The 20,754-nt window shown below is 64.8% G+C and carries 23 protein-coding genes; 15 read left to right on the plus strand and 8 right to left on the minus strand.

Annotated features, from left to right (window positions below; all coding sequences use genetic code 11):
• Positions 1 to 45: 45 nt before the first annotated feature.
• The 3 genes from AC1DX2_RS22620 to AC1DX2_RS22630 form a co-directional block, all read right to left on the minus strand.
• Complete coding sequence (locus AC1DX2_RS22620; RefSeq protein WP_477198672.1) at positions 46 to 531, minus strand: Smg family protein; 486 nt, start codon at positions 529 to 531, stop codon at positions 46 to 48.
• Positions 532 to 712: 181 nt separating this feature from the next.
• Positions 713 to 1,906 carry a DNA-processing protein DprA gene (gene dprA, locus AC1DX2_RS22625; RefSeq protein WP_477198673.1) on the minus strand — a complete coding sequence of 398 codons (1,194 nt, stop codon included), beginning with the start codon at positions 1,904 to 1,906 and terminating at the stop codon, positions 713 to 715.
• A gap of 38 nt (positions 1,907 to 1,944) precedes the next feature.
• Positions 1,945 to 3,150 carry a LysM peptidoglycan-binding domain-containing protein gene (locus AC1DX2_RS22630; protein ID WP_477198674.1) on the minus strand — a complete coding sequence of 402 codons (1,206 nt, stop codon included), beginning with the start codon at positions 3,148 to 3,150 and terminating at the stop codon, positions 1,945 to 1,947.
• Between the two features lie 178 nt (positions 3,151 to 3,328).
• Between AC1DX2_RS22630 and def the strand changes: the two genes are divergently transcribed.
• Genes def through AC1DX2_RS22650 form a run of 4 tightly spaced genes read left to right on the plus strand, consistent with a single transcriptional unit; the run spans position 3,329 to position 6,003 of the window.
• Complete coding sequence (gene def / locus AC1DX2_RS22635; protein ID WP_477198675.1) at positions 3,329 to 3,880, plus strand: peptide deformylase; 552 nt, start codon at positions 3,329 to 3,331, stop codon at positions 3,878 to 3,880.
• Positions 3,880 to 4,905 (plus strand): methionyl-tRNA formyltransferase, encoded by a 1,026-nt coding sequence (gene fmt, locus AC1DX2_RS22640; protein ID WP_477198676.1) that lies wholly within the window; start codon positions 3,880 to 3,882, stop codon positions 4,903 to 4,905. The genes def and fmt overlap by 1 nt, the downstream gene beginning before the upstream one ends.
• 10 nt (positions 4,906 to 4,915) lie before the next feature.
• On the plus strand, positions 4,916 to 5,653 hold the full coding sequence (locus AC1DX2_RS22645) for an AzlC family ABC transporter permease (RefSeq protein ID WP_477198677.1): 738 nt from the start codon (positions 4,916 to 4,918) through the stop codon (positions 5,651 to 5,653).
• On the plus strand, positions 5,653 to 6,003 hold the full coding sequence (locus AC1DX2_RS22650) for an AzlD domain-containing protein (protein ID WP_477198678.1): 351 nt from the start codon (positions 5,653 to 5,655) through the stop codon (positions 6,001 to 6,003). The genes AC1DX2_RS22645 and AC1DX2_RS22650 overlap by 1 nt, the downstream gene beginning before the upstream one ends.
• 26 nt (positions 6,004 to 6,029) lie before the next feature.
• On the opposite strand, the gene AC1DX2_RS22655 is transcribed toward AC1DX2_RS22650, so the two are convergent.
• Entirely contained in the window at positions 6,030 to 6,881 is an 852-nt protein-coding gene (locus AC1DX2_RS22655; protein ID WP_477198679.1) for a diguanylate cyclase domain-containing protein, read from the minus strand.
• A gap of 91 nt (positions 6,882 to 6,972) precedes the next feature.
• On the minus strand, positions 6,973 to 7,425 hold the full coding sequence (locus AC1DX2_RS22660) for an RsbRD N-terminal domain-containing protein (protein ID WP_477198680.1): 453 nt from the start codon (positions 7,423 to 7,425) through the stop codon (positions 6,973 to 6,975).
• A gap of 125 nt (positions 7,426 to 7,550) precedes the next feature.
• On the opposite strand from AC1DX2_RS22660, the gene AC1DX2_RS22665 reads away from it, so the two are divergent.
• Both AC1DX2_RS22665 and AC1DX2_RS22670 read left to right on the plus strand, forming a co-directional pair.
• Positions 7,551 to 8,741, plus strand: coding sequence for a phosphoglycerate kinase (locus tag AC1DX2_RS22665; protein ID WP_477198681.1), 1,191 nt, complete (start codon positions 7,551 to 7,553; stop codon positions 8,739 to 8,741).
• Between the two features lie 26 nt (positions 8,742 to 8,767).
• A complete protein-coding gene (locus AC1DX2_RS22670) occupies positions 8,768 to 10,732 on the plus strand; it encodes an adenylate/guanylate cyclase domain-containing protein (RefSeq protein ID WP_477198682.1) in 1,965 nt (654 codons plus the stop codon).
• Here the strand turns inward: AC1DX2_RS22670 and AC1DX2_RS22675 are convergent.
• Positions 10,717 to 11,364, minus strand: a complete 648-nt coding sequence (locus AC1DX2_RS22675; RefSeq protein ID WP_477198683.1) for a glutathione S-transferase family protein — start codon at positions 11,362 to 11,364, stop codon at positions 10,717 to 10,719. The genes AC1DX2_RS22670 and AC1DX2_RS22675 overlap by 16 nt on opposite strands.
• A gap of 79 nt (positions 11,365 to 11,443) precedes the next feature.
• Between AC1DX2_RS22675 and AC1DX2_RS22680 the strand changes: the two genes are divergently transcribed.
• The 7 genes from AC1DX2_RS22680 to AC1DX2_RS22710 all read left to right on the plus strand — a co-directional run bounded on the left by AC1DX2_RS22680 (position 11,444) and on the right by AC1DX2_RS22710 (position 17,164).
• Positions 11,444 to 12,019, plus strand: a complete 576-nt coding sequence (locus AC1DX2_RS22680) for a hypothetical protein (RefSeq protein ID WP_477198684.1) — start codon at positions 11,444 to 11,446, stop codon at positions 12,017 to 12,019.
• Between the two features lie 4 nt (positions 12,020 to 12,023).
• Complete coding sequence (locus AC1DX2_RS22685) at positions 12,024 to 12,320, plus strand: winged helix-turn-helix domain-containing protein (RefSeq protein WP_477198685.1); 297 nt, start codon at positions 12,024 to 12,026, stop codon at positions 12,318 to 12,320.
• 77 nt (positions 12,321 to 12,397) lie between these two features.
• The gene (locus AC1DX2_RS22690) at positions 12,398 to 12,997 is read left to right on the plus strand and encodes a DUF1579 domain-containing protein (RefSeq protein WP_477198686.1); all 600 of its coding nucleotides are present in this window, start codon (positions 12,398 to 12,400) and stop codon (positions 12,995 to 12,997) included.
• A gap of 92 nt (positions 12,998 to 13,089) precedes the next feature.
• Positions 13,090 to 14,529 (plus strand): pyruvate kinase, encoded by a 1,440-nt coding sequence (gene pyk / locus AC1DX2_RS22695; RefSeq protein WP_477198687.1) that lies wholly within the window; start codon positions 13,090 to 13,092, stop codon positions 14,527 to 14,529.
• A gap of 161 nt (positions 14,530 to 14,690) precedes the next feature.
• Positions 14,691 to 15,755 (plus strand): class II fructose-bisphosphate aldolase, encoded by a 1,065-nt coding sequence (gene fba / locus AC1DX2_RS22700; RefSeq protein ID WP_477198688.1) that lies wholly within the window; start codon positions 14,691 to 14,693, stop codon positions 15,753 to 15,755.
• An 89-nt stretch (positions 15,756 to 15,844) separates the two neighbouring features.
• Entirely contained in the window at positions 15,845 to 16,756 is a 912-nt protein-coding gene (locus tag AC1DX2_RS22705) for a phosphoribosylaminoimidazolesuccinocarboxamide synthase (RefSeq protein WP_477198689.1), read from the plus strand.
• A 6-nt stretch (positions 16,757 to 16,762) separates the two neighbouring features.
• Complete coding sequence (locus AC1DX2_RS22710; RefSeq protein WP_477198690.1) at positions 16,763 to 17,164, plus strand: hypothetical protein; 402 nt, start codon at positions 16,763 to 16,765, stop codon at positions 17,162 to 17,164.
• A 74-nt stretch (positions 17,165 to 17,238) separates the two neighbouring features.
• On the opposite strand, the gene trxA is transcribed toward AC1DX2_RS22710, so the two are convergent.
• Both trxA and AC1DX2_RS22720 read right to left on the minus strand, forming a co-directional pair.
• Positions 17,239 to 18,195, minus strand: a complete 957-nt coding sequence (gene trxA, locus AC1DX2_RS22715) for a thioredoxin (protein ID WP_477198691.1) — start codon at positions 18,193 to 18,195, stop codon at positions 17,239 to 17,241.
• Between the two features lie 27 nt (positions 18,196 to 18,222).
• Positions 18,223 to 18,876, minus strand: coding sequence for a LysE family translocator (locus AC1DX2_RS22720; protein ID WP_477198692.1), 654 nt, complete (start codon positions 18,874 to 18,876; stop codon positions 18,223 to 18,225).
• A 162-nt stretch (positions 18,877 to 19,038) separates the two neighbouring features.
• Here AC1DX2_RS22720 and purE point away from each other — a divergent pair, with 162 nt between their 5' ends.
• Positions 19,039 to 19,545 (plus strand): 5-(carboxyamino)imidazole ribonucleotide mutase, encoded by a 507-nt coding sequence (gene purE, locus AC1DX2_RS22725; RefSeq protein WP_477198693.1) that lies wholly within the window; start codon positions 19,039 to 19,041, stop codon positions 19,543 to 19,545.
• Positions 19,542 to 20,750 carry a 5-(carboxyamino)imidazole ribonucleotide synthase gene (locus AC1DX2_RS22730; protein WP_477198694.1) on the plus strand — a complete coding sequence of 403 codons (1,209 nt, stop codon included), beginning with the start codon at positions 19,542 to 19,544 and terminating at the stop codon, positions 20,748 to 20,750. The genes purE and AC1DX2_RS22730 overlap by 4 nt, the downstream gene beginning before the upstream one ends.
• Positions 20,751 to 20,754 lie beyond the last annotated feature (4 nt).

The raw sequence follows: 20,754 nt of genomic DNA on the forward strand, positions 1-20,754 counted from the left end.
AAATTGGGCGCCAAGGGCGCCCGTTTTTTTGGGGATTGTGACCGTTCAGTGCGCCAAGCGGCCTTCGGTGTCCTCGCACAGTTCGTCGAGAATCAGCGCGTCTGGCTCTTCGCCAAAGCTCCAGTAGACCATCAGCACGATGATCTTCAGGTCATCCAGCGATATCGGGTCGCTGGGCGTGGCCATGGCGCGGTCCACCACCAGTTCGCGCATGGACGCGGGCAGCACACCGCTGGATTCAAGGAAACTGATGAAGCCCAGGCATTGTGAGCCCAGGTGGTCCTGCTCGGCCACCGAGTACACACGCATGCTGTCGGGGGCTTGCAGCGGCTGCTGCGGCACCGGCTGGTCTTCGCCGCCGCTGCGCAGGCCCTGGGCGGCGAGGTTCAGGCCGTTGAGCCAGACCAACGCATCTTGAATCTCGTCGGCCTCGAAGCCGACCGCACTCAATTTGCGTTCCAGGTGTTCCAGTTCTGGACAGGCATCGCCACGCCAGTAGTTTTCGTACACATACACAAGAACTTCGAACATGTCCTTCAATATAGCGCAGAAGTTTGCCCGCCGGTCAGTTCAAAGTGGTGAAAAACCCACCTTATTTCACAATTTCATGGGCGCCAGCGAGGCCAAATCCCCGCCGGGCCGCCCCAAGGGGATTTGCGGCCCCCTTGGGGGGCAGGGAGCTACACGAAGTGAGCGACCGTGGGGGCAACACTCATGCCATGCCCATGCGCTGGAACAGACCGCCGGGCAGGCGGGCCACCTCGCCGTCCAGTTCGAGTGCCATCAGTTGGGCTTGCAGGCTGGCCGTGTCCAGCCCGGTGCGCGCCTGCAGGGCATCCAGCCCCACCGGGTCGAAGCCCAGCGCCGTCAGCAGCGCGTCCAGTTCGGCGCTGGCTTCGTCGTCCTCGTCGCTGGCGGATGCCGGCAGCAGGCTGTCTTGCAGGCCGACGTCGATCTTCAGTTCTTCCAGAATGTCCTGGGCGGACTCCACCAGCTTGGCGCCCTGTTTGATCAATGCATGGCAGCCGCGTGACTGCGGCGAGTGGATGGAGCCCGGAATGGCGAACACCTCCTTGCCCTGCTCGGCGGCCAGCCGCGCGGTGATCAGCGAGCCCGATTTCAGCGCCGCTTCCACCACCAGCGTGCCGCGCGTCAGCCCGGCGATGATGCGGTTGCGGCGGGGGAAGTTTTCCGCCAATGGCGGCGTACCCAGCGGGAACTCGCTGACCAGCAAACCGCGCTGGGCAATGCGGTGCGCCAGCTCCAGGTGGCTTTTCGGGTAGACCCGGTCCAACCCGGTGCCGACCACGGCGATGGTGACCAGCCCGGGGGCCTGTTCGTGGGCACCTTCCAGCGCGCCTTCATGGGCTTGCCCATCCACACCCATCGCCAGCCCCGACACCACGCACAGCCCGGCCTGGCTCAGCGCCTTGCCGAACTGGCGGGCGTTGGTGGCACCCTGCGGTGTCGGGTTACGGCTGCCCACCACGGCAATGCCATTGGCCAGGCCGCCGGTGATCAGGTAGGGAGCGTAGGGCTCAGCCTCTCCGTCGGCGCCGCGACCGTCCAGCCGGCCCAGCAGGTACAGCAGCAAGGGCGGGTCGTCGATGGTCAGCAGCGAGGCCGGGTAGTCCGGGTCGCCCAGCGCCACGATGTCGCGCCGCGCGCTGCCGCTGCCGGCGTGCAGCCAGTCCCAGGTGGTTTCCAGCTGGGCGGCAAAATCCCTGGGCTCTTGCAGCAGCGCGCTGACCTGGGCCCCATTCGCCACCTGCGCCAGCGCGGTGGCCGATTGCTTGAAGATGTCAGGCGGCAGGCCAAAGGCGGCCAGCAGCTTGCGGGCGGTCTCGTTGCCGACGCCGGGCGTCAGCGTCAAACGCAGCCAGCCGGCGAGTTCTTCATGGTCCATGGCGCTGTCGTCGAGGCCTCGATGGGCTGGCGCCGTGTTCAACGGGGGCTGGTCAGGCGGTCGCCCACTTTCACGCCGTCGTTGATGTCCAGGATCAGCGCGTAGGAAACGCGCTCGAAGGTGCGAAACACCATCAGCAATCCGGTGCGCTCGTTGGGCAGCTTGATGCGGGTGCGTTCGCCATTGGTGGTGTCCACCAGGCGCGGGCCGTCCTTCAGGATGGCCAGCACCGTGCCCACGTCCACGCCATCGCGGGTGCCGCGGTTGATCGCCACCACCTGGTTTTGCGCCGCGTTGACCACAGCGCTGCCGTAGACCGAGACAATGCGCCCGTCCACCGCCCCGCTGGGTGCGTGCGGCGTGTAGTTGCGCAATTGCCGTGGCGGCTCGGGCAGCATGCGGTCGCCCACCCGCATTTCTTCCTTGGCCAGCATGATGTCTATGGTGGCGGGGATGATGTCCTTGCCGTCCTTGCTGTCCTTGTCGGTGGAGGGCTGCACGCTTTCGCTGCGCACCAGCTGGGCCTTGCCCACGTACTGGGCCTCGTAGCCCAGCACCTCGCCGGTGGAGGGATCGATCAGCGGCGTGGCGTCGCGGAAAACGCGGAAGTCGCGCGGCTGACCGGGCGCGTCCACCAGCGGCGCGTTGGCCGGGCCGCGTGCATAGGCGCGGTCGCCGCGGGTCAGCAACACCCGCTCTTCCTGGGTGGCCACGATGCGCGGGGCCATGCTCAGGCCGGCTTGGTCGACCACGATGGGCTCGGCCAGGAAAGGCTCAATCAGGTTGGTGTTCAGCGTCGGCAACGCGGAGTCGCTCAGCGTGGCGTAGCGGGTGCGCGGCGACACCTTGACGGTGGGTGGGTCGCCCGGCATGCCCTCGCCGGCCAGGCGCAGCGTGGCGCGGCCGTCGCGCTTTTCCAGCACCAGCATCTGGCCGGGGTAGATCAGGTGCGGGTTGCGGATCTGCGTCATGTTCATGCCCCACAGTTCCGGCCAGCGCCAGGGGCTCTTCAGGAACAGGCGGGAAATCGCCCACAGCGTGTCACCGCTCTTGACGGTGTAGTTGTCGGGGGCATTGGGTGCCAAGTCGGTCAGCGGCACACCGGTTTGCGCCACCTGGGTGGCGGTGGCCTTCTGGGTAGCGGAAATCGGGTAGTTCTGGGCCTGGGCGGGCGCGGCAGCCACCGCCACCAACGCCATCAGGGCCATTGCCATCGAGGATTTCGCCATCATGTGTATCGTCATAGGTGCTGCCGTTGCGTTGGGCGACCGCCAGCCGGCCAGTACGGCTGGACAGGCAGAAATCTTGATAAATCACTGGCGATTTTGCGCTCAAGCCCTTGATTGGGCAACGTTTTCTAGGCTTCGCCCGTGCCCCAAACCGAAAAAGTGGCGAAAATAACGACATCTGCGAGCGAAATCTATGGCTTTACTTCCCATTCTTCAGTACCCCAATCCCAATTTGCACAAGGTCGCCAAGCCGGTGGCCCAGGTCGATGCGCGCATCAAGACCCTGGCTGCCGACATGCTGGAAACCATGTACGACGCCAATGGCATAGGCCTGGCCGCCACCCAGGTGGATGTGCATGAGCGGCTGATCGTCATCGACATCTCGGAAGACCGCAACCAGCCGCTGGTGCTGGTCAACCCCGAGTTGGTCTGGACCAGCGCAGAGCGCAAGCTCAATGAGGAGGGCTGCCTGTCGGTGCCCGGCATCTACGACGGCGTGGAGCGTTTCGAGAAGGTCAAGGTCAAGGCAATGGACGCCGAGGGCAATTCCCGCGTGGTTGAAGCCGAAGGCACCTTGGCCATCTGTGTACAGCACGAAATGGACCATTTGCTGGGCAAGGTGTTCGTGGAATACCTGTCGCCGCTGAAGCGCAACCGCATCAAGACCAAGATGCTGAAAGCCCAGCGCGAGGACGACAAACGCGGCAGCAAGCGTGACGACGCCCACCACGGGACGCCGCTTTGATGAGGCTGGTGTTTGCCGGCACCCCTGAGTTTGCCCGCGTGGCGCTGGAGCGCCTGCACAGCGCCGGTTTCGACATCCCCCTGGTGCTGACCCAGCCGGACCGCCCCGGCGGGCGCGGCATGAAGCTGCAGGCCTCGGCGGTGAAGCAGTTTGCCCAGAGCCATGGCATCCCGGTGGCGCAACCGCGCAGCCTGCGGCTGGACGGCAAATACCCCGAGGATGCCGTTTGCGCCCGCCAGGCGCTGATAGATGCGCGTGCCGACGTGATGGTGGTGGCCGCTTACGGCCTGATCCTGCCGCAGTGGGTGCTGGACGCCATGCGCCAACCCCAGCCGGGCAGCGCGGTCAGCGGCCTGGGTTGCCTGAACATCCACGCCTCGCTGCTGCCGCGCTGGCGCGGCGCCGCGCCCATTCACCGGGCCATCGAGGCCGGCGACGCCGTCACCGGCATCACCATCATGCAGATGGACGCCGGGCTGGACACCGGTGACATGCTGCTGGTGGAGGCAACGCCCATAGCCCCCACGGACACCACCGGCGCTCTGCACGACCGTTTGGCCGCGCTGGGCGGCCGCATGATCGTGGACGTGCTGGTGCTGGCTGCCGGCGGTGGCCTGAAGGCCACGCCGCAACCCGAGCAGGGCGTGACGTACGCGCACAAGATCGACAAGCACGAGGGGCTGATCAACTGGCAGGATGGCGCCGAGCAGATCGCACGGCGTGTGCGTGCGTTCGATCCGTTTCCCGGTGCCAGCACCACCTTGGGCGATGAGGCGCTGAAGGTCTGGGCCGCCAGTGCCGATGCAACCCGGCGGGCGAATGCGCAGCCGGGTCAGGTGCTGTCCGTCAGCCCGGCTGGCCTGGATGTGGCGACGGGCGACGGCGTGCTGACGCTGACCGGGCTGCAGCGCGCCGGCGGCAAGCGCTTGCCGGTGGCTGATTTCGTGCGCGGCGTGGCTGGATTGCAGCCGGGGGCGTTGCTGGGCCAGACGGGCGTGCCGTTGGATCTGCCGCGGCGAGCCTGAGCAACAAGCCATGCTGCAACTGTTCAACCGCACCCACACGCACCACCCGCGATTCCGTGAGGGCGTGGCGGACATGAGCAGCGTGGCCATCGGCATTGCCGCCTGGGGGCTGATGACCGGTGTCACCATGGTCAAGGCCGGCCTGGGTACGCTGGAAGCGCTGCTGATGAGCGTGCTGGTGTTCGCCGGCAGCGCGCAGTTGTCGGCCATCCCGCTGCTGGCGGCCGGCGCGCCCATGTGGGTGATCCTGGCCACGGCGTTTTGCGTCAACCTGCGCTTCGTGGTCTTCAGCGCCCACATGCGGCCTTACCTGATCCATCTGGCGCGGCCGGACCGGCTGTTGCTGGGCTATTTATGTGGCGACCTGAGCTACGTGATGTTTGTCAAGCGCTTCCCCAAGCACGACGTGGACGCACAGGAGCGCGTGGGCCAGATCGCCTACCTGCTGGGCAACACCAGCCTGAACTGGTTCGCCTGGGTGGGCGCCAGCGTGGTGGGCGTGGTGCTGGCCAACTTCATCCCTACGCATTGGGGCCTGGGCTTTGCCGGCATCCTGGCGCTGACGGGCCTGCTGTGCTCGCTGGCCTCCAGCCGGCTGCGCGCCATCTCGGCCATCGTGGCCGCGGCGGCGGCCGTGGCCTGCTTCGCGCTGCCGTTGCGCCTGAACATCCTGGCGGCCATCGCCGCCGCTGTGGTGGTGTGCCTGCTGCTGGAAAAGACGCCGCTGGCGCACCGGAGCGCACCCTGATGCTGGCTGAGCTGAACTGGTGGCATTTGCTGGTCATCGTCGGGCTGACGGCGGTCACCGTCATCACGCGCGGCTTCTTCTTCATTTCCGAAAAGCCCTGGCACCTGCCGCATTGGGCCCAGCGCGGCCTGCAGTACGCGCCGATTGCCGCGCTGGCGGCGGTGGTGGTGCCGGAAATCGTCATGACCCAGGGTGAGCTGATCCACACCTGGCGCGATGCCCGGCTGTATGCCGCGGTAGCCGGCGCCGCCTTCTACGTCTGGCGCAAGGGTGCCGGCCATGCGGTGCTGGGCACCATCGTGCTGGGGTTGGCGGTGTACCTGCCGTTGCATCTGGGGCTGGGCTGGTAGCGCACACCCGTCACGGGTTGCTGGCGTCAATCCGCAAATGCGTAGCCAGACTTGCCTCGTTTGGCCTTGTACATGGCCACGTCGGCACTCTTGATGAGGGCCGCAGCCGAGCTCCCGTCCTTCGGGAAGAGCGAGATGCCAATGCTCGGCGTGACGACCAGTTGGACCGCGCCCAGTTGACAGGGTACTTTGATCGCGGCCGCGATTTTTGCCGCAATCAGGATGGCGTCCTGATCTACCTCGATCTCGGTCAGCAAGTACAAGAACTCGTCGCCACCAAAGCGGCTGATGGTGTCGTCGTCGCGCGTGTTTTCCTTCAGCCGATGCGCGATGGTTCGCAGTACGGCGTCGCCGGCATCGTGACCATGGGTGTCGTTGATCTTCTTGAAGTCGTTGAGGTCCAGGAACATGACGGCCAGCGTTCTGCCATGGCGTTTGGCCTGCGCCAACCCGTGTTCCAGCCGATTTTCAAACAGCGCGCGATTGGGTAAGCCCGTCAACGGGTCATGGAAAGCGGCATGGCGTGCCACTTCTTCGTCTTGCACAACGGTGGCCAATTGCGCCTCCAGTGCATGGCGCGCGCTGACTTCGGCTTCAAGGGCCAGATTCACCACGGACAGCTTGTCTGCCGCGTCGTGTACCTTGCTCTCAACGGCCTGACTCTTTTCCAGCGCGAGGCGCACCCCGGAAGGCTCGGCGCCTTGTTGCACCTCGTGTGCAAGCTTGTCATTGACCGACGACAGCTCCAACGCACTTTGATCCACCAGCTCTTTCACATGTTCGGCTTGTCCTAAAACCGCCGTCAGGGACTTTTCGGGCTCCACATCAAGCGGCAGTCCAGGGGGTGCTTCAGTGGGTGTTGAATTTGCGGTGGCCATGCTGGATGAGGCTACGCTGATTTCAGCCAGCCGTCTGTGCGCTACCCAGCGCTCAACGCAAATCAATCAGCTGCTGGCAATGCCATCCTGATCATGGCGCCGAGAACTCCCGGTAGGTGACGATGGAGTCAGCGAGTGCTTCATCAATGGCTTCATTGAATCGCACGATGTCATCGGCCACTTCTTTGGGCAGGACCGAAATTTCTGGCAACCACAGACGAAGAACCACAGCTCTGAGCGCTCTGAATTCCGCGGCGACCTGCGAAACGCTGAAGCCCTCGTCATGCCGCAAGGCGCCATGAATACTCGCAGCGCTTTCATCCAGGTGATACGCCGAGGGCTTCCCCTGTGATTTGTCAATTTGTTGCTGTGGACTCTGCGGCGTTCGGATATCGTGCATGAGCTCAACCAGCATCTCGCGCGCATGGTCACGCAAAAGCAGCGCACTCAACCGGTCTTTGGCCGGAAAGAGTGTCCTGGCAAATGAATCCCATTCGCGAAGAATTTCTTCAAGGTTCACTTCGATGAATGCGGAAAGTCTCATGAGGGTCACCGAGGTGTTGTGCCGCCAGGGCATGGACAGGCGCCAATTGTGCGCCATCAAAACCCCACGCGACGTTTTTTTACAATGCACGGTTGCGCCGCATTTCATTCCAACCTGAGACCACCATGAACTTCATCCGCTTCGCAGACCTGTGTGCCCAAGGCCAAGTGGCCGGCAAACGCGTGTTCATCCGCGCCGACCTCAATGTGCCGCAGGACGATGCGGGTCGCATCACCGAGGACACGCGCATACGCGCCTCCATCCCCTGCATACAGATGGCGCTGGACGCTGGTGCTGCGGTGATGGTCACTTCACACCTGGGCCGGCCCACAGAGGGTGAGTTCAAACCCGAGGACTCGCTGGCCCCGGTAGCCGCCCGCATGGCCGAGCTGCTGGGCCGCGCGGTGCCCTTGCAGGCCAACTGGGTGGACGGCGTCACGGTGGCGCCGGGCCAGTTGGTGCTGCTGGAAAACTGCCGCGTCAACAAGGGCGAGAAGAAGAACGACGAAGGCCTGGCGCGCAAGATGGCCACGCTGTGCGACATCTTCGTGCACGACGCCTTCGGCACCGCGCACCGCGCCGAGGCCTCCACCTACGGCATCGCGCAGTTTGCCCCCATCGCCTGCGCCGGCCCGTTGCTGGCGGCCGAGATGGACGCCATCAGCAAGGCCTTGTTGGCGCCCAGGCGCCCCTTGCTGGCCATCGTGGCCGGCTCCAAGGTGTCCACCAAGCTGACCATCCTGAAGAGCCTGGCCGGAAAGGTGGACGGCCTGATCGTGGGTGGCGGCATTGCCAACACCTTCATGCTGGCCAGCGGCCTGAAAATTGGCAAGAGCCTGGCGGAAGCCGACTTGCTGGGCGAGGCCAAGGCGGTGATTGACATCATGAAGGCGCGCGGTGCCGCCGTGCCTATTCCCGTGGACGTGGTGACGGCCAAGACCTTTGCCGCCGATGCGCCTGCCACCACCAAGGCCGCCACCGACGTCGCCGACGACGACATGATCCTGGACATCGGCCCGCAAACCGCGCAGCAGCTCGCTGCCCAGTTGAAGCAGGCCGGCACCGTGGTGTGGAACGGGCCGGTGGGCGTATTTGAGTTCCCCGCCTTTGAGGGCGGCACCAAGGCGATCGCGCAGGCAATTGCCGAGTCGAGTGCGTTCTCCATTGCAGGCGGCGGTGACACGCTGGCGGCCATCGCCAAATACGGCATCGAGAAGCAGGTGGGTTACATCTCCACCGGCGGCGGGGCGTTTCTGGAAGTGCTTGAGGGCAAGACGCTGCCGGCCTTCGAGATACTGACGAAGCGGGCGGGCTGAGGCTGCCGCCTCAGGGAGGAGGAAACATGGGGCGTTCGCTGCTGTACTTTCTCCTGGGGGTCCTGGCCGCCTTGGCTTTTCCCCGCGTTGTGGCTGCAACCGAAACAGTGCGCGTTGATCTGGCCGCAAGTCATACTGACCTGTCGGCGGCAACCCTGCTATTGGAGGACCCCGCTGGAACGCTGACATTTGCGGATGTCCGCGGCGCCGGCAGTTTCAAGCCGGGATCACCCAGCATAGGTGTTTCCCCTTCGGCATTCTGGATTCGCATCACACTTCAAAACCCCTCGGCGAACCCAGCAACCTACTGGTTTGATACCGGCAACCGGACTTTGCAGGAAGTTGATCTGTACTGGCCCGATGCCCAGGGGCGTTATCGGCATGTGTCGACGGGGTCAACAAAGCGCTTTGCAGAGCGACCCCTTCAAACCTCCACTTTTGTCTTTCCGCTGGAGCTACCGGCCAGCCAGACCATTCACGTGTTTCTGCGCGTTCGTTCCACCGGGTATCTGGGCGCCATCGTTCGACCGATGCTGTGGCAGCCGGATGCATTTCGCCTGAACGCGCGAAACGAAGAGACTACGTTTTTCCTGTTGCTGGGCATAGCCCTGGCGCTGGGGCTATTTAATCTGATGCTGGGCCTATACAACCGGGACGTGAACAATCTGTTTTACATCATGTCCCTGGCGGCGTGGACCTTTGGGATGTGCTCTTCCCTTGGTGGCTACGGCACAGCATTCGAAAGATTCTGGCCCAACGCGCCGGTATTCGAGCAAACCGCTTGGGTTGCCTCAATATTCGCAGCCTTGATTTTTCCGACGGCGTTCATCATTCGATTGCTCGAATTGCCAAAGAGCAATCCTGTAACCACGCGCGTGATCTTCTGGTCGATCGTCGTATCGGCTGTCCCAATTGGATTTCAACTTGTCGTCACTGCGCTGCAACTTCCCGGTCAAGGTGCTGCACTGCAAAAAGCCTATGCCCTGGGGACACTGCCTTTTGGGGTAGCTTACTTGGCAACCATTTGGGGGATAGTCTCAGCCATTCTTGGCGGAAACCGCACAGCCAAATTTGTCGCCGTTGCGTTCTTTCCCATCCTGATCCTGACGCTGCATGCTGCCTACCAAACCCAAGCTGAGGGGTTTCTGCGAATGGAGCCACTGATGCTTGCTGGTTCGTTTGAGAGCATCGTGATGAGCCTGGCTATCGCCGATCGTTTTTACCAATTGCGCCTTGAGAAGCGGGCCGCGCAGCACGCTTTGCTGCAAGGTCTGCAGCAATCTGAAAGAGAGCTTGAGGCCAAGGTGGCCCAGCGCACACTGGAACTACAACTGGAGCAGGCACGCACCAAGGAGTTGCTGCACAATATCCTTCCGGCAGAGCTGGCTGAGGAACTGTCCACCACAGGTCGCGCGCGTCCGGCACGTCATGAGTCCGTCAGCATCTTGTTTACTGATTTCAGCGGCTTTACCAATGTCGTGGCGACTGTGCCGCCGGACCGCATGGTGGCCGAACTCAATGAGATCTTCGCAGCGTTTGACGACATCGCCGACGAATGCGGTGTGGAAAAAATCAAAACCATTGGCGACGCTTATATGGCCGTCGCAGGCCTTCCAAAATCCTGTGCCGACCATGCGCAACGCTGCGTGCGCATGAGTTTGCGCATGCTGGATTACCTGAAATGGCGCAACCAGTCAGCCGCGTTCAAGTGGTCCCTGCGGGTCGGCGTCCATTCAGGGCCGGTGGTGGCCGGTGTCGTTGGCAAGCGTAAGTACGCCTTCGACATCTGGGGTGATACGGTCAATGTGGCTGCTCGGATGGAAAGCTCGGGTGGCATCGGTAAAGTCAATGTTTCGGCCTACACCTATGACCTGATCCGCGGCGAGTTCAATTGTGAGTACCGAGGCAAGGTGGAGGCCAAGGGCAAAGGGGAAATTGACATGTATTTTGTCGAGCCACCCGCCGAATCTGCCACTCAGTCGAATGGGTAGCGGGCGCGCCAGAACTCGGTGAGCCGCGCGTCGTCGTCCACGCGGCGCACCACCGGTGCCATGCGCGGCGCGGCCTCGTAAAAGCGCTGCCGCCACGGGCCGAAGCGCGACACCACGGTGACATACAGGTCCAGCACCGTCAACGCGTCGCCCAACAGGTAGCGGCCGGGCACCAGCTGCGCGTCCATGTGGCTCCAGCAGAAGGCAATGCGGTCATGCACGGCGCCTACCACCGCTTCGCGGGCTGACTGCGGTGCGCCTATGCGTGCCACGTCGGGCTTGATCCAGTGCAGCGCATAGATGGCCGACGACACATAGGCCATCCAGCGCAGGAAGGGCCGGCGCAAGGGATCGCTGGGCAGAGGGGCCAGCCGCGCCTGCGGGTGCAGGTCCGCCAGGTAGATCAGGATGGCGGCGCTTTCCGTCATTACCTCGCCGCCGGGAAACACCAGCGTGGGAATCTGCCGCATCGCATTCACCGGGGCCACGCGCTCCCGCGCAGCGGCCTCGGCCCAGGTGGCGCCCTCGACCAAGGTGTAGGGGATGGCCAGCAGCGTCAGCGCCGCCTCTATGGCGGTGGAGCCCGAGGCTTGCGCGCCATATAGCGTCAGATCGGAAGTTGGGGGTTGCATGGTGGGCGTCCGTGTGGGCTGGCGGGGTTGCCGTATTCTGAACAAACCCATATACTCTGCGACACAGAGTACTCTAAATATGGGAACGACCGATAACACTGCATCGCCATTGACGCCCGAGCAGGCCCGGGCAGCCCTGCAAGGCATAGAGCAGGCTGCCGCGCACAGCACCTCGCTTTATCGCTACAGACAGGCCTCACCGTTCTTCTTTGTATGGGCGGCCGTGTGGCTGCTGGGTTATGGCGCGAGCGACCTGCTGCCGGCCTGGCGCGGCCCGGTGTGGTTGCTGCTCGATGCGGCAGGCGTGGCGCTGTCCGTCGCGGTTGCCCGGCGCCAGTTCCTACGCGTGGACAGGCGGGCCGGCTGGCGCATAGCGGGCCTGGCAGGGGCCCTGTTTGGTTTTATCTTTTGCGCGCTGGTGGTGTTTGCGCCGGTGTCAGGTCGGCAGGTGTCGGCCTTCATCCCCTTGGTGGCGGCGGTTGCCTACACCGCAGCCGGCCTCTGGCTGGGCCTGCGTTTCGTGGTCACGGGCACGCTTCTGGCCGCTCTGACCCTGGTGGGCTATCTCTACGTCGCCCAACACTTTGACCTGTGGATGGCGGTGGTGGGTGGTAGCGCCTTGCTGCTGGCTGGGGTCTGGCTGCGCCGGGTGTGATGGCATGGCCGGCTTCAACGATGTCATCCACCAGCCGATCCGCCTGAAGATCGTGGCCACCCTGCACGCCTTTCCTTCCGGCGAGCAGGTGGAGTTCGTGCGCCTGCGGGCCATTGTCAACGCCACCGAAGGCAACCTGGGTGCGCACCTGGGCACGCTGGAGAAGGCTGGCTACATCGCCGTGGCCAAGGATTTCGTCGGCAAGAAGCCGCGCACGCGCGTGCAGTTGACGGCTGCTGGCCGGCGCGCCTTTCAGCAGCACGTCGCGCATTTGAAAGACATCCTCGGCGGCGAGTTTTGACCGGCAGACCCGGCTGCGCTGCCCAGTTGATTGGCCCCCGCATTCATCCACCCATGCACTTCATCCAAGGAGAAACCATGAAGCCAACGACCCTGCAAGCCTTGAAATCTGCCGCATGGTTCGCGCTTGCCGCCTGTCTTTTGAGCCCTGCGGCCTGGGCCCAGGGCCACGAGAGCGTGCCCGAACTGAACGCGAAGCTGAAAGCGGCAATGGGCCAGTTCGCCATCATGAACGGCAACTGGCGCGGCACCGCCTGGTCGCTGGACCCCACGGGCAAGCGGCATGAGATCGTGCAGACTGAGCGGGTGGGCCCGTTCCTCGACGGCGTGGTCCAGGTGGTGGAGGGCAAGGGCTTCGATCCGGACGGCACGGTGGTGTTCAACGCTTTCGCGGTGATCTCCCACGACCCGGTGAAGAAAACCTGGTCGCTGCGCTCCTGGGCCCAGGGGCGCAGCGGCGAGTTCCCGCTGGTGCCCACCGCCGACGGCTTCATCTGGACCACGCCGGGCGGCCCCGGTGCCATCGTGCGCTACACCGCCGTCATCAAGGGCGACAGCTGGCGCGAAGTCGGTGAGTACCTGGTGGAAGGGCGCGAGCCGCGCCAGGTCTTCGAGATGAACCTCAAACGCATTGCGCCGGGCAACTGGCCTGCGGACGGTGCTGTTCCCATGAAATAACGCTGGCTGTCAGGCCGCGGCCTTGGAGGTTGACGCCCGTCGGTAACCGCTTCCGTGACAAAATGGGCATCCAATAACAAGGAGACCTTCCCATGGCCCAGGCCCGCCGCGCCACCAAAATTGTTGCCACCTTAGGCCCGGCATCCAGCGACCCGGCGTTGCTGGAGCAGATGATCCGGGCCGGCGTCAACGTCGTGCGGCTCAACTTCAGCCACGGCAAGGCGCAGGACCACATCGACCGCGCCAAGCTGGTGCGCGAGGCCGCGCAGCGCGCCGGCCGCGAGGTGGCCATCATGGCCGACCTGCAAGGCCCGAAGATACGCGTGGGCAAGTTCGCCGAAGGCAAGGTGATGCTGGAGCCTGGGCAGAAGTTCATCCTGGACGCGGCCCGCACCGAACTGGGTGACATCAAGGCCGTGGGGCTGGACTACAAGCCGCTGCCGCGCGAGGTCAAGTCCGGCGACGTGCTGCTGCTCAATGACGGACTGATCGTCATCACCGTGGACGCGGTGGTGGGCGAGGCGGTGCACACCACCGTCAAGCTGGGTGGCGAGCTGTCCAACAACAAGGGCATCAACAAGCAGGGCGGTGGTTTGACCGCACCAGCCCTCACCGCCAAGGACATGGACGACATCCGCACGGCCATGAGCTTCCAGGCCGACTATGTGGCCGTCAGCTTTCCGAAGAACGCCACCGACATGGAGATGGCGCGCCAGCTGTGCAACGTGGCGGCGGCTGAATACGACCACAAGCCGGGGCTGATCGCCAAGATCGAGCGGGCCGAAGCCATCCCCAAGCTGGAGGAGATCATGCTGGCCAGCGACGGCATCATGGTGGCGCGCGGCGACCTGGCGGTGGAGGTGGGCAATGCCATTGTGCCGGCGCTGCAAAAACGCATGATCAAGCTGGCGCGTGAGCACGACAAGGTGGTGATCACCGCCACGCAGATGATGGAGTCCATGATTACCAACCCGGTGCCCACGCGTGCCGAGGTCAGCGACGTCGCCAACGCGGTGCTGGACGGCACCGACGCGGTGATGCTTTCGGCCGAGACTGCGGCCGGCAAGTACCCGCTGGAAACCGTGGTTGAAATGGCCAAGATCTGCCTGGCCGCAGAGGGTGCGGAAGACGTCAAGCTGGAGGCTGATTTCATCGGCAAGACCTTTGGCCGCATCGACCAGTCGATCGCCATGGGCGCGTTGTTCACCGCCAACCACCTGGGTGCCAAGGCGATTGTGGCGATGACGGACAGCGGCTCCACCGCGCTGTGGATGAGCCGCCACCTGATCCACGTGCCCATCTACGCGATGACGCCGCGTGTGGCCACCCAGCGCCGCATGACGCTGTACCGCAATGTGCGCCCGATCCTGATTGACACCAGCACCGACCGCGACACCGCGCTGATCCAGGCCGAAGGCCACTTGAAGAAGCGCGGCATCGTGCAAAGCGGCGATGTCTATGCCATCACCTGCGGCGAGCCCATGGGCGCGCCGGGTGGCACCAACATGCTGAAGGTCTGCCAGGTGTCGTAGGCCCCACGTCCGGCACTGCCTGTCCGTCCTGCCCCCCGAGGGGGCCGCAAGTTCCCTTGGGGCGGCCCGGCGGGAACTCAGGTCTCACGCGGGGAATTAGAATTGGCCGTTTGGTACGAGTTACCAAGCGGTTACCAACTTTTTTAGACAGGACCTTCACCATGGCACTCGTTTCGATGCGCGAACTGCTGGACCATGCCGCCGCCAATGGCTACGGCATCCCGGCTTTCAATGTCAACAACCTGGAGCAGGTGCAGGCCGTGATGTCGGCCGCCGACGAGGTCGGCGCCCCGGTGATCCTGCAGGCCAGTGCCGGCGCCCGCAAATACGCTGGCGAACCCTTCATCAAGCACCTGATCCAGGCCGCCATCGAGGCCTACCCGCACATCCCGCTGGTGATGCACCAGGACCATGGCCAGAGCCCAGATGTCTGCAAGGGCGCCATCGGCCTGGGTTTCAGCTCGGTGATGATGGACGGTTCGCTGGAGGCAGACGGCAAGACCATTGCCAGCTACGACTACAACGTCGACGTCACCGCCAAGGTGGTGGCCATGGCGCACGCCACAGGCGTCACCGTGGAGGGCGAACTGGGCTGCCTGGGCTCGCTGGAAACCATGCGCGGCGACAAGGAAGACGGCCACGGCACCGACGCCACCATGACGCGCGAGCAGCTGCTGACCGACCCCGAGCAGGCGGCTGATTTCGTCAAGCGCACGCAACTGGACGCGCTGGCCATTGCCATCGGCACCAGCCACGGCGCCTACAAGTTCACGCGCAAGCCCACTGGCGACATCCTGGCCATCGAGCGCATCAAGGAAATCAACCGCCGCATTCCCAACACCCACCTGGTGATGCACGGCAGCTCCAGCGTGCCACAGGACCTGCTGGCCATCATCCGCGAGTATGGCGGCAACATGAAGGAAACCTATGGCGTGCCGGTGGAGGAAATCCAGCACGCCATCAAGTTCGGCGTGCGCAAGATCAACATCGACACCGACATCCGCCTGGCCATGACGGCGGCGGTGCGCAAGTTCATGGCGCAAAACCCCGACAAGTTCGACATGCGCGACTGGCTGAAGCCCGCGCGCGAGGCCGCCAAGCAGATCTGCAAGCAGCGCTACATCGAGTTCGGCTGCGAAGGCCAGGCCGCCAAGATCAAGGGCGACAGCCTGCAGGTGGTGGCCACCAAGTACGCCAAGGGCGAGCTGGCCCAGGTGGTGCACTGACACGCTGACCCAGCCGCCACGCGGCTTGCGATAATCCAGGCTCGTGACCACCCGGCGGGTGGCCACGGGCTTTTTACCTTTCGACAGACATGAGCACCATCGCCCTGCACACCTCCACCCTGGGTTCCCTGACGCTGCTGGCGCGCGGCAAGGTGCGCGACAACTACGCGGTGGGCGACGACCGCATCCTGATGGTGGCCAGCGACCGGCTCAGCGCCTTTGACGTCATCCTGGGCCAACCCATTCCCGGCAAGGGCATCCTGCTGACGCAGATGGCACTGTTCTGGTTCGACAAGCTGGGCCCCAACGGCGCCAACATCTGCCCTATCCATCTGACCGGCGAAGACCCGCTGAGCGCGGTGCTGCCGGCCGAGGTGCCGCTGGTGGAAGGCCGGGCCATGCTGGTCAAGCGGCTCAAGCCCATTCCCATCGAGGCGGTGGTGCGCGGCTATCTGGCGGGCAGCGGCTGGAAGGAGTACCAGGACAACCAGGCTGTGTGCGGCGTGCCGCTGCCGCCGGGACTGAAGAACGCCAGCAAGCTGGCCCAGCCCATTTTCACGCCGGCCGGCAAGGCTGCCGTGGGCGAGCACGATGAGAACATCAGCTTTGAAGAGGCCGCCAGCCGCATTGGCGCCGACCTGGCCGCGCGCATACGTGATATCAGCATTGCGCTGTACCTGGCGGCCAGTGCCTACGCGCTGACCAAGGGCATCATCATCGCCGACACCAAATTCGAATTCGGACTGGACGCCAATGGCACGTTGACGCTGATGGACGAGGTGCTGACGCCCGACTCCTCGCGCTTCTGGCCGGCCGAGAGCTACCAGGAGGGCATCAACCCGCCAAGCTACGACAAGCAGTTCGTGCGCGACTGGCTGGAACAGGCCCAGGTCGATGGCAAGCCGTGGAACAAGCGGCCGCCGGCACCCACGGTGCCAGATGACGTGATCGAGAAGACGCGCGCCAAGTACCAGGAAGCCTTGCAGCGCCTGACGGCTTGAAATCAGATGCTGGAAGCCCTGTTCGAACTGCTGTTTGAGTTGTTCGGCCAGGTCATCCTGCAGTTGATTGCGGAGGCCTTCGGCGGCCTGTTCAAAACCGGTTGGGAAAAACTGCGCGGGCGCGACAAGGAAACCAGCGTCACGCGCGAAGTGATCTGGTCCTTGGGCACCGGCAGCGCGGCCGGCATCATCACCATCGTCTTTTTCCCGGTGCTGGTGCTGCGTCAGCCGTGGATGCAGGTGCTGAACCTGGTGGCCGCGCCGCTGGTGGCGGGTTTGCTGGTGGAGCGGGTGCGCGCCTGGCGCGAGTCGCGCCGCGAATTCAGCGGTGCGGTGTTCACCTACGCGGCGCTGTTCGGGCTGGCATTTGCCGGTACTCGCTTCTTGCTGGCGCGGGCCCTTGCGTGAGGTGAGGAACAGCCGAACAGCTACAAAGTGTTGAGGACAGAGCACCACTTTGTGGTGGTCTGTCCCGCAAGGTCTCAGTTCAACGCCATGCTGAGCTTGCGGCGGTAGGTCGACACCAGTGCGGCTTGTGGGTCCTGCTGCGCCAGCGCCTTGCCGGCGATCTCTATGCCACCGGCGCTCTTGCCGGCGTCGGCCGGGCTGGGCTTGGCCGGCGGCGGCGCCAGCAGTTCCAGGATGGCCACGTAGGTCTTGCGCGCCACGCCGTCGTTCCAGGCCTTGTCGCGCATGATGATTTCCAGCAACTCGTCCATGGCCAGCGTCCATTCACTGTGCGCAATCAGCACCCGGCTCTTGGCCAGGCGGGTGTCAAAGTCGCGCTTGTTGGCGGCAATCAGCTCGTCGAATTGCGCCAGGCCCCAGCCGCCGCGCGCGTCGGTGGTGGCGAACACAATCGCATCCAGCAGCTGGCCCAGCGCCTCGAAGCGCAGTTGGCGCGGGATCTGTGTCAGTGTTGGGGCCAGCGCGGCCTGGGCCTCGTCCAGCTCGCCGCACTCGATCAGCAGCTTCACGTAGTCGTAGCGGGCGTCGTCGTTGCCAGGGTCCTTGGTCAGCGCTTCGTGCAGCTTGTTCAGGGCGGCACCGGTGTCACCGGCAGCCACCAGGGCCTGGGCGTCCTCGGCCTGCTCCTGGGCTTCCAGGGCCTCTTCAGAAGGCAGGTGGCGATCCAGGAAGGCTTTCAGCTGGCCCTCGGGCAACGCGCCCATGAAGCCGTCCACCGGCTTGCCACCCACCATCAGCACACAGGTGGGAATGCTGCGTATGCCAAACGCCTGGCTCAACTCCTGTTCCTGGTCCGAATCGATCTTGACCAGCTTGAAGCGGCCGCCGTAGTCGGTTTCCAGCTTCTCCAGGATGGGGCCGATCACCTTGCAGGGGCCGCACCAGGGCGCCCAGAAGTCGATCAGCACCGGTGTGTGCAGCGAGGCGGCAACCACCTCGGTCTCAAAATTTTCTACAGTGACGTTGATCATGGCGGGGTTTTGTTGAAATACGAATGCTCAGCCGCGCTGCGACGACAGCGCCAGCTTGATGCCGAAGGACACGAACAGCGCGCCGATCAGCCGGTTCAGCCAGCGTGCCAGCATCTGGCTGACCTGGATGCGCCGGCTGGCAAAGGCGGTGAACACGGCCAGGAACAGGCACCACAGCATGCCGTTGAAATTGAAGATGCAGCCCAAAGCGATGAATGCAAGGGCCTTGTGGGGTGCTTCGGGAAGGATGAACTGCGGCACGAAGGCGAGAAAGAACACCGCCACCTTGGGGTTCAGAACATTGGTGACAAAGCCCTGCAGGAAGATTTTGCGGTAAGGCAGTGCCGCCTCCGGGGCGGTGACTGGCCGGGCGGCGTCGGCAGGGGCCGGCCGGCTGCGGCTGAGCAGCATGCCCACACCCACGTACAGCAGGTAGGCGGCACCCAGCAGCTTGACCACGGTGAAGGCGGTGGCGGAGGTGGCCAGCACCGCCGACAGGCCCAGCGCGGCAGCGAAGACGTGCACAAAGGTGCCGGTGCCAATGCCCAACGCCGCCGTGGCGCCGGCGCGCCAGCCCTGGGTGGCGCTGCGCGTCATGATCAGCAGCGAATCCAGGCCGGGGGCGATGTTGAGCAGCAGGCCGGAAATGATGAACAGGGTCAGGCTGTGGGTACCGAGCATGGCGGGGCAGGGCCGGCAGGGGCGGCCCTCAACAATGGACAGGCCTGATTATCGTCGCGCCCCGGGGCGGTCGAGCGCAACGTAAAATTGGCCCCTCAACCCCGACCGCGCGGCGCCTGGGTCTACCCAGGCTGGCGCCGCCGTCACAAATTCCTTCCGACTATGACTCAAGTGCTGGTGGGCGTGGTGATGGGTTCCAGTTCCGACTGGGACACCCTGCAGCACGCGGTGCAGATCCTGCAACAGTTCGGCGTGCCGCACGAGGCCCGCGTGGTGTCGGCGCACCGCATGCCCGACGACATGTTCGCCTACGCCGAGGACGCCGCCCCGCGCGGCCTGCGCGCCATCATCGCCGGTGCCGGGGGTGCTGCCCACCTGCCCGGCATGCTGGCCGCCAAGACCCTGGTGCCGGTGCTGGGCGTGCCGGTGGCCGGCAAGCACCTGTCGGGCGTGGATTCGCTGCACAGCATCGTGCAGATGCCCAAGGGCGTGCCGGTGGCCACCTTTGCCATCGGTGCCGCCGGAGCCGCCAATGCCGCGCTGTTCGCCGTCGCCATGCTGGCCAACGAGGATGCCGCCCTGCGCCTTAAGTTGGCGCAATTCCGCGCCGAGCAAACCGAAGCCGCGCGCGCCATGAGCCTGCCGACGTCGGGTGGCGGCACGCCATGACGGCTGCCGCAGGCGCGCTGCTGCCGGGTGTGCAGGTCAATCCCGACAAGGCGCTGGGGCAAGATCAGGCCGTGACGCTGGGCGTGCTGGGCGGCGGCCAGCTGGGCCGCATGTTTGTGCACGCCGCGCAGCAGATGGGTTATGCCACCGCCGTGCTGGACCCGGACCCGGCCAGCCCGGCCGGCCTGGTCAGCCACCACCATGTGCAGACCGCTTACCTGGACGAAGCCGGCCTGGCGCAACTGGCGCAGCTGTGCGGCGCCATCACCACCGAATTTGAAAACGTGCCGGCCCAGGCGCTGGACTGGCTGGCCGCGCGCCGCCCGGTCGCCCCGGCCGCCGCCGCTGTCAGCGTGGCGCAGGACCGCGCGCGTGAAAAAGCCCACTTCACCGGCTGTGGCGTGCCGTGCGCGCCGTATGCGGTGGTGGAGAGCGAGGCGCAACTGCAGGCGGTGACGGACGACCTGCTGCCCGGCATCCTGAAGACCTCTCGTCTGGGCTATGACGGCAAGGGCCAGGTGCGCGTGGGCAGCCGCGCCGAGCTGACCGCCGCCTGGGCTGGCCTGAAAGGGGTGCCCTGCGTGCTGGAAAAGTTGTTGCCGCTGCATGCCGAATGCTCGGTCATCGTGGCGCGTGGGCGTGATGGTCAATGCGTCAACTTTCCGCCGCAGCTGAACCTGCACCGCGATGGCATCCTGGCCGTGACCGAGGTCCACCCCGGCAACCTGCCGCAGCGCCTGGCCCAGCAGGCCGTGGACGCCGCCCGGGCTGTGGCCGAAGGCCTGCAGTATGTGGGCGTGCTGTGCGTGGAATTTTTCGTGCTGCGCGATGCCAGTGGCAGCCTCAGCCTGGTGGTCAACGAGATGGCGCCCCGCCCGCACAACAGCGGCCACTACACGCTGGATGCCTGTGATGTGTCGCAATTCGATCTGCAGGTGCGCACGCTGGCTGGTTTGCCGCTGGTGCAGCCGCGCCTGCACAGCCCGGCGGTGATGCTGAACCTGCTGGGCGACCTGTGGCAACAGGGCACGCCGCCGTGGGACCGCCTGCTGGCCTTGCCCGGCACCCATCTGCACCTGTACGGCAAGCTGAAGGCCGCGCCGGGGCGCAAGATGGGGCACGTGACCTTCACCGGTGGTGACATGGCCCAGGTGCGTGACGTGGCGCAGCAGGCGGCTGCCCTGCTGGGCTTGCCGCCGCTTTGATGCC

The sequence above is a fragment of the Hylemonella sp. P2_B10 genome, from assembly GCF_056404875.1.

What these genes read in the sequence shown, in the direction of transcription:
- AC1DX2_RS22620 (WP_477198672.1), bottom strand. Translation starts at nt 531, where the DNA reads ATGTTCGAAGTTCTTGTGTATGTGTACGAAAACTACTGGCGTGGCGAT.
- dprA (WP_477198673.1), bottom strand. Translation starts at nt 1,906, where the DNA reads ATGGACCATGAAGAACTCGCCGGCTGGCTGCGTTTGACGCTGACGCCC.
- AC1DX2_RS22630 (WP_477198674.1), bottom strand. Translation starts at nt 3,150, where the DNA reads ATGACGATACACATGATGGCGAAATCCTCGATGGCAATGGCCCTGATG.
- def (WP_477198675.1), top strand. Translation starts at nt 3,329, where the DNA reads ATGGCTTTACTTCCCATTCTTCAGTACCCCAATCCCAATTTGCACAAG.
- fmt (WP_477198676.1), top strand. Translation starts at nt 3,880, where the DNA reads ATGAGGCTGGTGTTTGCCGGCACCCCTGAGTTTGCCCGCGTGGCGCTG.
- AC1DX2_RS22645 (WP_477198677.1), top strand. Translation starts at nt 4,916, where the DNA reads ATGCTGCAACTGTTCAACCGCACCCACACGCACCACCCGCGATTCCGT.
- AC1DX2_RS22650 (WP_477198678.1), top strand. Translation starts at nt 5,653, where the DNA reads ATGCTGGCTGAGCTGAACTGGTGGCATTTGCTGGTCATCGTCGGGCTG.
- AC1DX2_RS22655 (WP_477198679.1), bottom strand. Translation starts at nt 6,881, where the DNA reads ATGGCCACCGCAAATTCAACACCCACTGAAGCACCCCCTGGACTGCCG.
- AC1DX2_RS22660 (WP_477198680.1), bottom strand. Translation starts at nt 7,425, where the DNA reads ATGAGACTTTCCGCATTCATCGAAGTGAACCTTGAAGAAATTCTTCGC.
- AC1DX2_RS22665 (WP_477198681.1), top strand. Translation starts at nt 7,551, where the DNA reads ATGAACTTCATCCGCTTCGCAGACCTGTGTGCCCAAGGCCAAGTGGCC.
- AC1DX2_RS22670 (WP_477198682.1), top strand. Translation starts at nt 8,768, where the DNA reads ATGGGGCGTTCGCTGCTGTACTTTCTCCTGGGGGTCCTGGCCGCCTTG.
- AC1DX2_RS22675 (WP_477198683.1), bottom strand. Translation starts at nt 11,364, where the DNA reads ATGCAACCCCCAACTTCCGATCTGACGCTATATGGCGCGCAAGCCTCG.
- AC1DX2_RS22680 (WP_477198684.1), top strand. Translation starts at nt 11,444, where the DNA reads ATGGGAACGACCGATAACACTGCATCGCCATTGACGCCCGAGCAGGCC.
- AC1DX2_RS22685 (WP_477198685.1), top strand. Translation starts at nt 12,024, where the DNA reads ATGGCCGGCTTCAACGATGTCATCCACCAGCCGATCCGCCTGAAGATC.
- AC1DX2_RS22690 (WP_477198686.1), top strand. Translation starts at nt 12,398, where the DNA reads ATGAAGCCAACGACCCTGCAAGCCTTGAAATCTGCCGCATGGTTCGCG.
- pyk (WP_477198687.1), top strand. Translation starts at nt 13,090, where the DNA reads ATGGCCCAGGCCCGCCGCGCCACCAAAATTGTTGCCACCTTAGGCCCG.
- fba (WP_477198688.1), top strand. Translation starts at nt 14,691, where the DNA reads ATGGCACTCGTTTCGATGCGCGAACTGCTGGACCATGCCGCCGCCAAT.
- AC1DX2_RS22705 (WP_477198689.1), top strand. Translation starts at nt 15,845, where the DNA reads ATGAGCACCATCGCCCTGCACACCTCCACCCTGGGTTCCCTGACGCTG.
- AC1DX2_RS22710 (WP_477198690.1), top strand. Translation starts at nt 16,763, where the DNA reads ATGCTGGAAGCCCTGTTCGAACTGCTGTTTGAGTTGTTCGGCCAGGTC.
- trxA (WP_477198691.1), bottom strand. Translation starts at nt 18,195, where the DNA reads ATGATCAACGTCACTGTAGAAAATTTTGAGACCGAGGTGGTTGCCGCC.
- AC1DX2_RS22720 (WP_477198692.1), bottom strand. Translation starts at nt 18,876, where the DNA reads ATGCTCGGTACCCACAGCCTGACCCTGTTCATCATTTCCGGCCTGCTG.
- purE (WP_477198693.1), top strand. Translation starts at nt 19,039, where the DNA reads ATGACTCAAGTGCTGGTGGGCGTGGTGATGGGTTCCAGTTCCGACTGG.
- AC1DX2_RS22730 (WP_477198694.1), top strand. Translation starts at nt 19,542, where the DNA reads ATGACGGCTGCCGCAGGCGCGCTGCTGCCGGGTGTGCAGGTCAATCCC.